9 protein-coding genes are annotated in these 15,262 nt (G+C 31.6%); all 9 read right to left on the minus strand.

Annotation, left to right across the window (positions count from 1 at the left end):
* Positions 1 to 1,437: a rubredoxin gene (locus SJY27_RS09305; RefSeq protein ID WP_397444551.1), complete on the minus strand. Its 1,437-nt coding sequence runs from the start codon at positions 1,435 to 1,437 to the stop codon at positions 1 to 3.
* Entirely contained in the window at positions 1,434 to 4,955 is a 3,522-nt protein-coding gene (locus SJY27_RS09310) for a molybdopterin-dependent oxidoreductase (RefSeq protein ID WP_397444552.1), read from the minus strand. Before SJY27_RS09310 ends, SJY27_RS09305 begins: the two co-directional genes overlap by 4 nt.
* A 299-nt stretch (positions 4,956 to 5,254) precedes the next feature.
* Entirely contained in the window at positions 5,255 to 5,914 is a 660-nt protein-coding gene (locus SJY27_RS09315; RefSeq protein ID WP_397444553.1) for a response regulator, read from the minus strand.
* Positions 5,915 to 6,043: 129 nt separating this feature from the next.
* Positions 6,044 to 7,855: a type IV pili methyl-accepting chemotaxis transducer N-terminal domain-containing protein gene (locus SJY27_RS09320; RefSeq protein ID WP_397444554.1), complete on the minus strand. Its 1,812-nt coding sequence runs from the start codon at positions 7,853 to 7,855 to the stop codon at positions 6,044 to 6,046.
* Between the two features lie 9 nt (positions 7,856 to 7,864).
* Positions 7,865 to 8,449: a DUF4202 domain-containing protein gene (locus SJY27_RS09325; RefSeq protein ID WP_397444555.1), complete on the minus strand. Its 585-nt coding sequence runs from the start codon at positions 8,447 to 8,449 to the stop codon at positions 7,865 to 7,867.
* Positions 8,450 to 8,538: 89 nt separating this feature from the next.
* The gene (gene nirD, locus SJY27_RS09330; protein WP_397444556.1) at positions 8,539 to 8,916 is read right to left on the minus strand and encodes a nitrite reductase small subunit NirD; all 378 of its coding nucleotides are present in this window, start codon (positions 8,914 to 8,916) and stop codon (positions 8,539 to 8,541) included.
* A 327-nt stretch (positions 8,917 to 9,243) separates the two neighbouring features.
* Complete coding sequence (gene nirB, locus SJY27_RS09335; protein ID WP_397444557.1) at positions 9,244 to 11,757, minus strand: nitrite reductase large subunit NirB; 2,514 nt, start codon at positions 11,755 to 11,757, stop codon at positions 9,244 to 9,246.
* 474 nt (positions 11,758 to 12,231) lie between these two features.
* Positions 12,232 to 13,824: an NADP-dependent glyceraldehyde-3-phosphate dehydrogenase gene (locus tag SJY27_RS09340; protein ID WP_397444558.1), complete on the minus strand. Its 1,593-nt coding sequence runs from the start codon at positions 13,822 to 13,824 to the stop codon at positions 12,232 to 12,234.
* A 148-nt stretch (positions 13,825 to 13,972) separates the two neighbouring features.
* Positions 13,973 to 15,235 carry a threonine ammonia-lyase IlvA gene (gene ilvA / locus SJY27_RS09345; RefSeq protein ID WP_397444559.1) on the minus strand — a complete coding sequence of 421 codons (1,263 nt, stop codon included), beginning with the start codon at positions 15,233 to 15,235 and terminating at the stop codon, positions 13,973 to 13,975.
* Positions 15,236 to 15,262: the final 27 nt, after the last annotated feature.

A 15,262-nucleotide genomic window follows, 5' to 3' on the forward strand; every position in this document is an offset into this window, starting at 1 on the left:
TTATAGTTTTTTTTCTAAAATACGCTTCTCAAAGTTGGTTTTTGGTGCTTCGCACAATGCACATTCATACGTTTCTGGCAAGTCTACAAAAGCCGTATTTTTTGGAATATTCTGAGTAACATCACCATAAACCTCATTGTAAACAGTTAAACAATCTTGGCATTGATATATCTCTTCTTCTAAACTTTCTTTCTTAACAATTTGTGGCGTTGTTTGTTCTTTATCAGTGCCTAAATCATCAAAATATAACTGACTTAATTCCATCAATAAACCAGGTAATTCTACCTTATCTATATCTTGAACGTGTGTAATATATTCCCTTGTATTTGGATCAAAATTTTTAGCATACAGCAAGTTGTACGTATCTCTCGTTTGAAAGTTCCCAATCATTTCTGGTTGCTTATTTTTTTGCACAACAATAGAAGTAAAAAAATAAGAAGTTTTGCCATAATCTGTAATAGCAAATGTTAAACCATAGGTACTAATATCATTTTGATCGAAATTGGCAACCAAGTATTTTTTTAGGTTTAAAGCATCTTTATTTGCCACTGGTAAATGCCAATTTAACTCTAACATTGAATGACGTACATTAATACCTCTTTTACCTAAAAATTTTTCCCAAACTAATTTAGATTCTCTTGGAATTCCTTTTACAATAAAAGATTTCCAAGGTGTAATGGATATTTTACCAATTTTGTTTTCAAAACACAACTCACACATATCCTTTAAAAAAGAAATATCATATTTATTATTCCGCCAATACAAGCCCAACCAATACTTATCCATTCCTATTTTGTTCATTCCTTCAAAATATGGAAAAGGATAAAATGGCACTTCTAAAGGTTTATCAATCGTTCTGTTATTGGTATCTACTGCATCTGTAACCAACTCAAAAATCGTTTCTATGTTTTCTGGTTCTTCCTGAAGGATGTTTTCAATGGCGGTTTCAATTTTAAATAAATCCCAACTGTACACCAATGCAGGATACATTTTTGTGGCATTCCATTCTGGCAATCTAATGTACAAATACCAATAATCTTCGTGTTCTGAAGCTATAAAATTGATATGCCCAGTAAACAATGGAACCAACCTTTGTTTTGGATCTGTAATATTTATTTTTAAGGTTGATTTTACTTTGAATTGCTCTAAAATATACAAATAACGATCCCCTGTTAACCAAGATGTAGACGGAAAAATATCTGCACAAACATACGATGAAACCATATTTTCTACACCAACTTCATCAAACTCTACAACTTGCATTTTATCAAACTCCTTTAAATCTTCAGGTTGTACTTTTTTAGGCAATAGAATATCTTGTCTAGAACCAAATGAAATGGTTTTACACCCTAAACTTTCAGCAGAATTGCAAATGTATTTTAGTTCTCCTGGAGATAAAACTCCACCTTTAACAATCACTCTATTTAACTGTTTCATACTCCTACTTTTGCGTTATTTAAGATTTCTCTTACTTGAGTTTTACAACTTCCACAACCTAAACCTGCACCTGTTTTATTACACAATTCTGTAAAATTTGTGCAACCATTAGCAATGGTATCTTCAATATTTCCAGAACCAACTTGACTACAAGAACATACTAACTCACCCAACATTGGCTCTGCATTTGAAGAACCTCTTAACAAGGTATCGCGTTTATCAGACATTTCGATTTTGCTTTCTATCATGGTTTTGAATTCGGCAAACTCATTTTTATCGCCCATTAAAACTGCACCAATTAACAAATCGTCTTTTACAATACATTTTTTGTAATAACGCTTAGAAATATCTGTAAAAATGATTTCTTCATAACTCGTATCATTTTCAGGGACTTTAATCTCTCCAATACTACAAAGATTCAAATCGTTGAATTTTAGAATATTCATTAAAACAGATCCATTGTACGATTCGCTAATATCGCCAGCAATAAAATTGGATAAAATACCTGCTTGCTCTTCTGCTGCAGATGTAATACCAAATAATTTATTTTCGAATTCTGCAATTTCACCTATGGCAAAAATATCTGGATGAGAAGACTGCAAATGCTGGTTTACTTTTACACCTCGCCCACAAACAATTCCATTATTTTTAGCAATTTCTATATTTGGTCTTGTACCAATTGCATACACAATTGCGTTTGCTGTAATGTATTTTCCACTTTTTAGATTGATGGTTAATTCGCCTGTTTCATCATCATCAAAAACAGTACTTACCTCGTTATCAAAATAAATTTGAATTCCTCTTTCTTGTACATCCAAAGACAATAATTTACTAGAAATTTTATCTAATTGACGCTCCATTAATCTTGATGCTCTTTGCACAATTGTAATTTTTACATTCTTGTGCTTCATTGCTGCAGCCAATTCTAAACCTAATAAACCACCACCAACAATTACTACGTGTTGTTCCTCTGGAGGCAAACCAGTATCTACTAAATATTTCTTAAACGTATCTGCATCAATTTTGTTTCGCATTGTAAAACGACCAGGCAAGTCTATTTGTACATCTCTTGGAATAAATGCGCTACTTCCTGTGGCTAAAATCAATTTATCAAAAGTATGTGTTACTCCATTAGAATCTGTAACTACTTTATTTTCTTTATCTATTTTATGGATTAGCGTTTCTGGATGTAAGCTGATATTAAGAGCTGATAATTCAACATTTTTTATCTTTAATAATTGCTCCCAAGTCAATTCTTCAGTTACATACTCTGGCAATAAAACTCGATTATAAAACAAGTTCTTTTCCATAGAAAATACGTGAATTTCATCAACTTCATTATAATCTCTATAATTCTGTAAAAAACGAAAAGCAGCAGCACCAGCACCAGCAATTATAATTTTTTCTTTTGGTTTTTTATATTTTGACACAGCAACTGTAGTAAACTTAAAATCAGGTTCTTTAGAAACCGGATCTACATGCGTATTGGTTAAATTATTGGCTCTATTTAAATTACTTTGCAACACCTTACCCCAATGCATAGGCAAAAAAACCACCCCTTCTTTAATGGCATCTGTAACTTTTGCACGAACTCTAACAAATCCGTTTGCGCTTTTAATCTCAGTAATATCGCTATCTTTTATTCCTTTTAAATAAGCGTCTACAGGATTAATTTCTAAAACAGGTTTGGGATAATGTGTTTTTAATCTTGATACTTTGCCCGTTTTTGTCATGGTATGCCATTGATCTCGAACACGACCTGTGGTTAAAATCAACGGAAATTCGTCTGAAGTAGGTACAGCTGTATTTTCTATAGATTGTGGAATATTAAAAATAGCTTTTTGAGAAGGTGTATAGAATTTTTTATCTTCAAAAAGACGAGGTGTTCCTTTACTTCTATACTCATTTACTGGCCATTGAAAAGTTCCTTCTGCTTTTAATCGATCGTAATTTAAGTAAGAAACATCAATTTTAGTACCTTTTGTCATTGAAGCATATTCGTCATAAATTTCTTCTGTACTTGTATAATTGAAACTTCTAAAACCCATTCTTTGCGCAAAGTCGCAGAAAATTTCTACATCTGGTCTTGCTTCTCCAGGCGCATCAATTTCTTTAGGTAAATACGAAATTCTACGTTCTGAATTGGTCATAGTTCCCTCTTTCTCTAACCATGCTGCTGCTGGCAAAACCAAATCTGCATATTTTACAGTATCTGATTTATGAGAAATTTCTTGCACCACCACAAACTTAGAATTCGCCATTGCTTTTTCAATTTGATGAGAGTTTGGCATACTCACCAATGGATTTGTACAAGCAATCCAAACTGCTTTTAGCTTTCCGCTTTCTAAAGCATCAAACATTTCTGTAGCTGTTAACCCAGGTTTTGGCGATATTTTATCAACTCCCCAAAATTGTGCAACTTCCCTTCTGTGTTCTTCACTCATTAAATCTTTATGAACGGCTAATAAATTAGCCATCCCCCCAACTTCACGACCACCCATTGCATTGGGTTGACCTGTTAAAGAAAAAGGACCTGAACCTGGTTTACCTACTTGACCCGTAATTAAAGATAAATTTATTAGTGATACATTTTTATCTGTACCTACCACACTTTGGTTTAAACCCATAGCCCACATACTTATAAAACCTTTAGAAAGGCCAATCATTTCAGCAGCTTTTTCGATATCATCTTGTGAAACTCCTGTTATTTTAGATGCTTTTTTAAGATTAGTTCCTAAAATTATTTTTTTGTAATCTTCAAAACCTTGAGTATGTTTTTTAATAAAATCTTCATCAATTAAACCTCTTTTATACAAACGCTTACCAATTGCGTTATACAGCACTACATCTGTACCCGGTTTTAGTTGTAAATGTAAATCTGCAAAGTTGGCAGAATCTGTTTTACGAGGATCAATTACAATAATTTTTACATTCGGATTTTTTTCTTTGTGTTGCTCAATCCTTCTAAATAAAATGGGATGACACCAAGCAGGATTTGCACCTGTAATTAAGAAACAATCTGCCAACTCAATATCTGCATATGAAATTGGGACACTATCTTCACCAAAAGCTTTTTTATACCCAACCACAGCAGAACTCATACACAAACGTGAATTTGTATCGATGTTGTTTGTACCCAAAAATCCTTTTGTGAGTTTATTCGCGATGTAATATTCTTCGGTTAAACTTTGTCCTGAAACATAAAATGCTACAGAATCTGGCCCGTGTTTTTTAATGATGGATTTAAAAACACTTGCAGCTCTATCTAAAGCTGTATCCCAAGAAACACGTTCTCTAGGATGAGAGCGAGACCAACGCATTTCTGGATATAAAATTCTATCTGAAGTATCATTAGCCACATAATGTAAGTTCATTCCCTTAGAACACAACATTCCTTTATTTACAGGATGATCTTTATCTCCTTCTACAAAAACCTTGTTGTTACTATCTTTTTTTACGATAATTCCACAACCTACTCCACAATAGGAACAGGTAGTTTTTACTTCTTTCTTTATCATTTTAAACTCTGGTTTTAATAGAATATTATTTTACACCCTTTGCAAACAATAGAGTATGAAACAAAACTAAGTATAATTACTTAATTTTTGATAAAAAAATACGTATATTTTGATTATTAGTAAATTGATAATTACTTATTCAGCATTTTGATGATTTACCAATATCTATCTTAAAAAAATGATTGTTTTGGAAAATATGAGTGGTGATTTCGAGATCTCTCTACAAGGTCAAGATGACAACATTAATATCATTTTATATCTAAAAGTAATGGAATAAAGAAATCAAAAAAAAACAAACCCTAAATTAACTGAAACTCTTTTGCTTTATTAGTCAGTTCCATCAAATTTTTTACCGCTAATTTCTTCATTAAATTAAAGCGATGTACTTCTGCAGTTCTTTTACTAATATTAAGTTCATCAGCAATATCTTTATTATTTTTTAATTCTAACACCAACTCTAAAATTTGTCTTTCTCTTTTTGTAAGTTTAAACGGAAGTGTTTTTACCTCTACTTTTGCGACACTTTTTTTAGTTACGTTTCCATTTACAAAATTACTCATAATGATTGTAGAAACATCACCTGTAAAATATTTTTCTCCTGATGCTACTTTATGAACCGCTTTTAAAAACTCCTCTTTACTAGAACCTTTTAGCAAATAGCCATCTGCACCAGCTTGTATAGATTGCACTACATACTCTTCTGAATCGTGCATAGAAAGCACTAAAGTTTTTACCTTTTTATGATGTTTATTTATTTCAGCAACTACTTCTATACCATTCATTTCTGGCATCCTTATATCAACAATTAAAACATCAGGTTTGTTTTTAGAGATTACTTGCAACGCTTCTTTTCCGTTTGAAGCCTCATCAATTACAGTAATATCTAACTGATCTTCTAATAATGCTTTAATACCATCTCTAACCAAAACGTGGTCGTCTGCCAAAACTACATTTATCATAAATTAAATCATTTTTTACTTACAAAAATAAGAATTTTACGTAAAATTACGTAGTTTTTAGAAATTCATTCCATATAATGGATTCCTACTTTTGCAGGAATGACAAGTTACGAAAACATATGAAATGCTTTAAATTGGGATATTTAAGGTAACTCTTGTTCCTTTTCCTAATTCTGACGTTAAAAACAATCGTCCATCAATATATTTTATACGTTCTTTCATAAACGTCATACCCATTCCACCATCTCCATTTTTTACTTTTTTTACTTTTGATGGCTCAAAGCCTTTACCATCATCATCAATAACAATACTTAATATTGTTGCACTATGAGAAAGAGAGACCAAAATGTGTGAAGAATCTGCATATTTTATGGCATTATTAATGGCTTCTTGTGTAATTCTGTAAATATTAACCTCTACTAAAGAATCTAAGCGTTTGTTAAAATCTGATTTATTAAACAAAACAATCTCTTTTCCTGTTAATTTTGTAAGTTCTTGTGTAAGTTTGGTTAACGCTGGTACAATTCCGTGATCGGACAATTCTGGAGGTGCTAGATTAAAGGTTGCTGTTCTTACTCCTTTTATAATATTGGTGGTCAATATTTTTAAATGCTCAATTTTTTCTTTCGATTTTTCTAAATTATCTAAATTAATGCTTTCTAAATTAAATTTTAAACCCGTTAACATCTGTCCAATACCATCGTGAACATCTTTAGCAATTCTATTTTGTTCTTTTTCTTGGTTCTCTATAATTTTACTTGAAATAATTTTTTGCTGACTTATTTTTTTATCAAAATTAGCTTTATTGAGTTTTTCAATTTCTAATTGCGCAAATTTTCTTTCGGTAATTTCTGAAGCAATAATGAGTAATTCAGACTTTTCTTCGGTAGGTCTATATGGTATAATTGCCATTTCTAACCAAACAGGCACATCACTTTTTATGGTTGCTTTTACCTCTCCTTGCCAACCTGTTTTTTGATGCTTATTAATTAACCCTTCAATTTTAAGTTGTTCACTTTTATCGGTGCTTAAAAATTTCCAAAACAGAATATCTTGTTTAAATCTTGATATTTTAAATAACCTCGAAAACTTGTTTCCTATATGAATAATAGTGCCAGATTGAGAAATCCGAGCAAACAACAAGGTTTCATCCATTGCATGACTTAATGCACGTAATTCTTTAATAGATTTTTCTTTAGCAACACTTAATTCATCTGCATCAAAAGCCATTTTTTTTGCTCTTTTTTCTGCTGATAAAAGGTCTGCTAATATGGTTTTTACAGATTTAGCTGTGGGCCAAAAAATGAATAAAAATTCACCTAACAAAATTAAGAGTGTCAAAATCATTAAATACAACTCTAATCGTCTTAACCAAGCTACTTTTTCATCAGCTTCTGCATCATATTGATTTACAATATCATCCATCATCAATAAAAAAACACTTTCATTTTGGGTTACTTTTTTGATATGAGCATTCAAAACTTCTTTAGAAACTAAAAGATTGTCTTCTATTTTTTGAACAATTAATGTTGATGCTTTTTGAATTTTGTTAAAAACAGGATTGATCTTTACAAATTTTTCATCAATTTTTTTACTGTTTTTTACAGGTAACCCTAAGGAATCATTTCCTTTTTGTAATGCATTATGAGACAACTCCCACAAAAGCAATGTGTGCTTGATGTTATTTTTAAGTAGATTTCGATTTTCTTTATCAGCATAAACCGTAAGCGAAACAATGTCTTTTGTTAGTTTTTGACTCAACATTCTTTGTCTACCAGCCACGTTAATTACGGTAGAATCACTTTGCTGCGTATTTAAGTGATTTCTAACAAAAAATTGACTAATTACAACAGAAAGTGCAATTGTACTTAAGGCAATAATATACAAACGGCTTAATTTAGAAAACGTGCGTTGATCTAAAGAATTACCATTTTTTGTCATTATAATAATTTATGAAATAGCTTGTTTTACGAGTGCTAAACCACTTTTAGAAAAAGGGAGTTTTAGAGCAGCTTTATGACCTTTCTCTGACATTTTTACCCAAGTTTTTTGTAAAATATCAATTACTTTTTCATCTGAATGTTTTGCTGCAAATTCATCAAAATAATAATCTAAAAACACCAAACAAATTACATCTTCTAATGCTTGTGATTCTTCATTTTTTTTGATGAGTTTTTTTAGAATGATTTTTTTTACACGATCTACAAATTGATCGTCAAAACCAACTTGTTGTAAAATTTCTGCAGTGGTATTGGCATGCATTTTTTTTAGTGTTTCACGCCATTTTAAATAACCAACTCTATCCATTGGAAACTGGTTCCTAGCAATTTGCCATCTACAAATGTGTTGCGCTCTTGCAGCAATTTGCAATGCTTTTGACGCGTTAGCATCAAACTGCAACAACTTTCTAGTCATTCTTTGAGAATACAATAATTCTTTAGGATATTCAAAACCAGCAACTTGATATGTGTTTGGGTCTTGGGCATTTTTTTTATCAATTAAGGCAATTGCTGTTTCGAATCTTGTTGGTTTCATAAAAGTAAAATGAAAAAAATTAATTTATTAGATGTAAAGATTTCTCGACTGCGCTCGAAATGACAAGCTTAGCAAATTTTAGAACATCTTTATTCTAAAAAGCCAATATACACATTTTCTCCTTCAATTTTTACAGGATAGGTAGCAATAGCCTCTAAATCGCCATTTAAATTTTCGCCATTTTCTAGAGAGAATGTTTTTTTGTGCAATGGACAAGCTACTTTTGGCATTCCTTTATCATCGCCAATCATACCTCTACTTAACACCATTTCTATTTTATGCGGACATACATTTTGACAAGCATACCATTTATTTAATCTTGCAAAATTAAAAACAGCAATTTGTTTGTTTTTGTATTTTACACATGCTCCACCATCTTTGGGAAAATCTTTTATTGAAGCTGCTTTAAACCAAATTTTTACATCCTCTAGTTTAGTTGTTGTGTATTGTTCTAAAATTTGTTCCATAATTATATAATTAAAAACCTCCTTATTATCTTTAAATGCAAGAAATAATTAGTAGAGAAATAGTATTATTTTTATTCTGTTTAGACCTTTCAGGTTTTAAAAACCTGAAAGGTCTTTTTTTTATTTAGTCTTAAAATTGCTTCTATTACATTAGTTTTTACCAATTGTATTCGCTGGCTTTTGCGTTAGGGATTGAAGCATTTGTTTGAGCTCTTTTTTTTAGAAAAAAAGCGAGTGCGTAAAGCCCGTTAAAACGCCCAAATTAATTTACCTATTATATACCTACAAGGTTCTTGAAACCTTGCAGGAACTTTGTTCAGCTGGAAACTACACCCAAGGTTCTGGCATTTTTTGATCTCTTAAAGATACAAATGCAATGTTATCATCCTCTTGATCGCTATTTACAAAATGATTGAAACGTTTCATGACTTCTGGATCGTTTACAGCTTGTGTCCACTCACACTCAAACTTGTTGACTAAGGTTTGCATTTCTTTTTCTAAATCTTGTGCAATACCCAATTTATCTTCTATAATTACTTCTTTTAAGTAGTCTAAACCGCCTTCTAAACGTTCTTGCCACGCAGCAGTTCTTTGCAAAGGTTTTGCTGTACGCATGTAAAACATTAAATATCTATCTAAATATTTTACAACAGTTTCATTGTCTATTTGTTCTGCAAATAATTCTGCATGACGTGGATTTGCTCCACCATTACCACCTAAATATAAGTTCCAACCACCTTCTACAGCAATCAAACCAAAATCTTTACCTCTTGCTTCTGCACATTCTCTAATACAACCAGAAACGCCACCTTTAATTTTATGTGGTGCACGAATACCTCTGTATCTATTTTCTAATTCGATACCAAAACTCACACTTTCGTCCATTCCATATCTGCACCACGTAGAACCAACACAAGTTTTTACCGTTCTTAGTGATTTACCATACGCATGACCACTTTCAAATCCGTGAGCAATCAACTCTTTCCAAATTAATGGCAATTGATTTAAGGTAGCTCCAAATAAATCGATTCGAACTCCACCAGTTACTTTGGTATATAAATCGTATTTTTTTGCAATTTGTCCCAAAGCAATTAACTTATCAGGTGTAATTTCTCCTCCAGGAACACGTGGTACAACAGAGTAGGTTCCATTTCTTTGGATATTTGCCAAAAATCGATCATTAGAATCTTGAATTGCATACTCTTTATTAGCAGTATCTGCATGAATTGTTGCCATTAATGATGCCACTAAAGGTTTACACAATTCACATCCATGACCACCATTTCCATGATTGTCTAATACTTCATTAAATGTATTATAGCCTTTGACCTCTATAATTTTGTATAAATCTTGTCTGTTATAATCGAAATGTTCACAAACCGTATCTTTAACTTCAATTCCTAAAGATTTTAATTTGGCTGTGGTTAAATCTGCCACCATTGGTTTACAACCACCACATCCTGTACCTGCTTTTGTACACGAAACTACATCACCCAAATCTTTAGCATCACCAGTTTCTATCACGTTACAAATCTGACCTTTGGTTACGTTTTCACAAGAACAAACTTGTGCTTCATTTGGTAAATCCATTACATCACCAAACGTTGCGCCACCATCACTAGCAGGTAAAATTAATTGTGCTGAATCTTCAGGAATTTTCATTCCGTTTAAATAAATTTGATGCAACATATTATAATCTGATGCATCACCAACAAGAATTCCTCCTAATAAAGAAGTACCTTCTTTATTTACAATAATACTTTTATAAACACCATCAAATGCGTTTTCGTACACAATTTCCAATCCATCATTTTCATTTAAAGCATCACCAAAACTAGCCACATCAATTCCACTTAATTTTAGTTTGGTAGACATGTCTATTGCAGTTGGCATTGTTGCTTGTTGATCTCCTAAAATTTGTGCTACAGCAATTTCTGCCATGTCGTAACCAGGGGCTACCAAACCATAAATCATACTATTTAATAAAGCACATTCTCCAATTGCAAAAATGGTTTCATCTGAGGTTCTCATATCATTAGATACTAGAATTCCTCCTCTTGTACCTACTTCTAAATTACAGGTTTTAGCAAGTTCATCTCTTGGTCTAATTCCTGCTGAAACCAATAACATATCAAAAGGCACAATTTCCTCTTCAGAAAATTGCATTCCTGTTATAAATTTGTCTCCTGTTAATTGTTGTGTGGCTTTACTAATTAAAATTTCAATACCTAATGCTTCTAGTTTTTTTTGAAGTGATTTACTGGCATCATTATTTAATTGTCTGGGCATTAATCTTGGTGCAAATTCTACTACAGCAGTTTCCAAACCCATATCTACTAAAGCCTTTGCAGCTTCTAAACCCAATAAACCTCCTCCTAAAATAGCTGCTTTTTTCTGTGTTCCTGTAGATTTTAATTTGGCTACGTAATTCATAGTAGCCTCTAAATCTTCGATTGTTCTATACACAAAAACACCCTCTTTTTCTATGCCTTTTATAGGTGGCACAAATGCAGAAGATCCTGTTGCCAATACTAAATAATCGTAAGTATATTTAGTATCATCAGTAGTAGTTATTGTTTTAGAATTCCTGCTGATATCTGTAACTCTAGTATTTGTAATTAAATCGATATTATTTTCTTCATACCAAGCACGTGGAGCCATTTCTAAGGCTTTAGCATCTTTGTTTTCAAAATATTCGCTTAAATGAACCCTATCGTATGCAGGTCTTGGTTCTTCACCAAAAACAATAATCTTAAAATTTTGAGATTGAGATTGAGTTCTAAATTTTTCACAAAACTTGTACCCTACCATTCCGTTTCCAACAACAATAACTGTTTTCATAATTACGTATTTTAAAACAAAACTAAGTATTTATACTTATTTTTTATCCTGTTTTAATACTTATTTTAATGATAAATACTTATTATTATAGATATAACAAAAAAAACCATTATTTTTTTTATTCTACACTTAAAAACATAAAAATTTTATGGATAATGAAATGACAAAAAGATTTCTTAGAAAAAAAATTAGTTTTATAAAATATTATTATTGATGAAAATCTAAAGAATGTTACTCAACATTTAGTGTATGATTTTATCACTATAATTTAACGCGAATTCCATTTAAAAAAATTATAAAAATATTATGTATATATCTCTTCGAAAAATATTATTTCAACAAAATAGAGAAAGGATAATCCTTTGATTTTCAGGTAAAACAACCCATTAAAAAAGCTATGTTTTAAGAAACATAGCTTTTTTAATATAGCTTCAAAATAATTGAAAACTAGGTATATGATATTTGTAAGTGATACTACAATAAATAATCTGTACTAATAAAATTAGATGCTTTTTTATCTAATAATTCTTCTAAAATAGCATTATTGTATTCAGTGTCTTTTGATGCAACAAAAGTTCTAATAGAGAAAGAACGTAAAGCATCGTGTACACTTAATGTACCTACTGCAGAATCTTTTCGTCCTGTAAAAGGATATACATCTGGTCCACGTTGAGCAGCACTGTTTAAATTTACTCTACATACTAAATTTACCAAAGTATCAATTAATGGTGCTAATGTTTTTATATCGCTACCAAAAACACTTACTTGCTGACCGTAATTCGATTCAGCCATATCATCTAAAGGTTCTTGAATATTTTTGAAAGAAACCACAGGAATTACTGGCCCAAATTGTTCTTCTTGATAGACTCTCATTTCTTTAGACACAGGATATAATACAGCTGGGTAAATATAATTCTCAGTTGTATCACCACCTTTTTTATTCATAATTGCTGCACCTTTAGCAGTAGCATCATCAATAAGTTCTTGAATGTAAGCTGGTTTTCCTGGTTCTGGTAAAGGTGTTAATTTCACACCATCTTCCCAAGGGTTACCAAATTTTAAGTCATCTACTCTTTCTGCAAAACGTTTATTAAACTTATCTACAATATGCTCGTGCACATACAAAATTTTTAAAGCAGTACAACGTTGACCATTAAAAGAAGTAGCACCTGTAATACACTCGTTAATTGCCAAATCTAAATCTGCATCTGGCAACACAATTCCTGGATTTTTAGCCTCTAAACCTAGCACTAAACGCAATCTATTTTTATACGGATGATTGGCCTGAATTGCATTGGCAGATTTACTATTTCCAATTAAGGCTAATACATCAATTTTACCAGTTTTCATTATTGGTGTGGCCAAAACTCTACCTCTACCATAAATGATATTTACAACTCCTTCTGGAAAGCTATTTTGAAAAGCTTCCATTAATGGTGATAGCAATAAAACCCCATGTTTTGCTGGTTTAAAAATGGTTGTATTCCCCATAATTAAAGCCGGAATTAATAAAGCAAAAGTTTCGTTTAAAGGATAATTATATGGACCTAAACACAAAACAACACCCAAAGGTCCTCTTCTTACATGTGCGTAAACTCCACTATTTTTTTGAAATTTCGCAGAATCTCTATCCATTTGCTTGTAATTTTCAATAGTATCGTAAATATATTCTACGGTTCTATCAAATTCTTTTTCAGAATCAGGCAAAGATTTTCCAATTTCCCACATCAACAATTTAACCACTTCATCACGTTTGGTTTTCATTTGCTCTGCAAACTCTTCCATACACTCAATTCGGTCTGCAACACGCATTGTTGGCCATAATCCTTGGCCTTTATCATAGGCTCTATACGCCGAATTTAATGCTTCTATAGCTTCATACGCGGTTAAATTAGGCACAGTACCTAATAAAGTTGGTTGGTAGTCTTTAGTTGACGAAATTGAAGAATATACATCTGTCATTTCTCCTTTCCATTCCTTTAATTCACCAGCAATCAAATATGATTTTTGATGTTTTAATTCATTTATTTGAAACTTCTTTGGAATCTCTTTAAACTTCATATTCATAAATTTTATGGATCAATCTTTAAATTTAGATTGAAATTAGCAGTATCAAATTAACAAAAATTAAGAGGATTTTACCCTAAAATCTATTCATTAATCACGAAAACCATTGCGTTACCATCATTGATATATAAATAAAATCTTTATTGGGCTACACCAAAAACTGAAATAAATCTGGTTTATCATTTAAATAATCTCCAAAGAAATTATTTGCCTTCATTCTTTCAATTAAAGGCGCTAAATCTTTAGAAGATGTTAACTCTAAACCTACTACTGCAGCACCATTGGCTCTATTGTTTTTCTTGGTATATTCAAAATGCGTAATATCATCATTTGGTCCTAAAATCTCAGCAACAAATTGTTTTAAAGCTCCAGCTCGTTGAGGAAATTTTACTATAAAATAATGTTTTAAATTTGCATGTAGCAACGCCCGTTCTTTAATTTCTGCGGTTCTTGTAATATCGTTATTGCTTCCACTAACAACACATACTATATTTTTACCCTTAATTTTTTCTGCAAAAGAATCTAGTGCTGTAATGCTTAAGGCACCTGCAGGTTCTACCACAATAGCATCTTTATTATACAGATCTAAAATAGTCTGACAGATTTCACCTTCGGAAACCGTTATTATATCTGTTAAATTTTGACGACAAATCGCGAAGTTTAAATCGCCAACTTTTTTTACTGCTGCACCATCCACAAAAGGATCAATGGTTTGCAAAGCTGTATTTTTATTGTTTTGGATAGATATTAACATTGATGGAGCTCCTTTTGGCTCTACACCAATAATTTTAGTTTCTGGTGATAGTTTTTTAAAAACCGATGACAATCCTGATGATATTCCTCCACCACCCACAGGCACAAAAACATAGTCGATTTTCTCTTTAGTTTGATGTAAAATCTCTAAACCTACTGTTGCTTGTCCTTCAATAACTTTTTCGTCATTAAAAGGATGAATAAAGGTTTTATGTTTTGCATCACATTCTTTTTTTGCTGCATTAAAAGCATCATCAAAAGTATCACCTTCGATAACGATACTGATGTACTCTTCACCAAACATTTTTACCTGATTTATCTTTTGATTAGGTGTTGGTGAGGGCATAAAAATAGTTCCTTTAACTTGTAATAGTTTACAAGACAAAGCAACTCCTTGTGCGTGATTTCCTGCACTTGCACAAACAATTCCCCTTTGTTTTTCATCCGAAGTTAAAGAAGACATTTTGTTGTATGCCCCTCTAATTTTATAAGAACGTACTACTTGTAAATCTTCTCTCTTAAAAAAAATATTGGCCTGAAATTGTTTGGACAAATTTGTATTTAAACTCAAAGGAGTTTTTAAAGCAACGCCTTCTAAATTCTTTGCTGCTTTTTCTATATTTTCTAAAGTAGGAAAATAGGTTTGTTCTGTTTGCATATGGCAAATTTAAAAAAGAAAACCTGT

Source organism: Polaribacter sp. R77954 (assembly GCF_044595335.1).
In the GTDB taxonomy this organism is placed as follows: domain Bacteria; phylum Bacteroidota; class Bacteroidia; order Flavobacteriales; family Flavobacteriaceae; genus Polaribacter.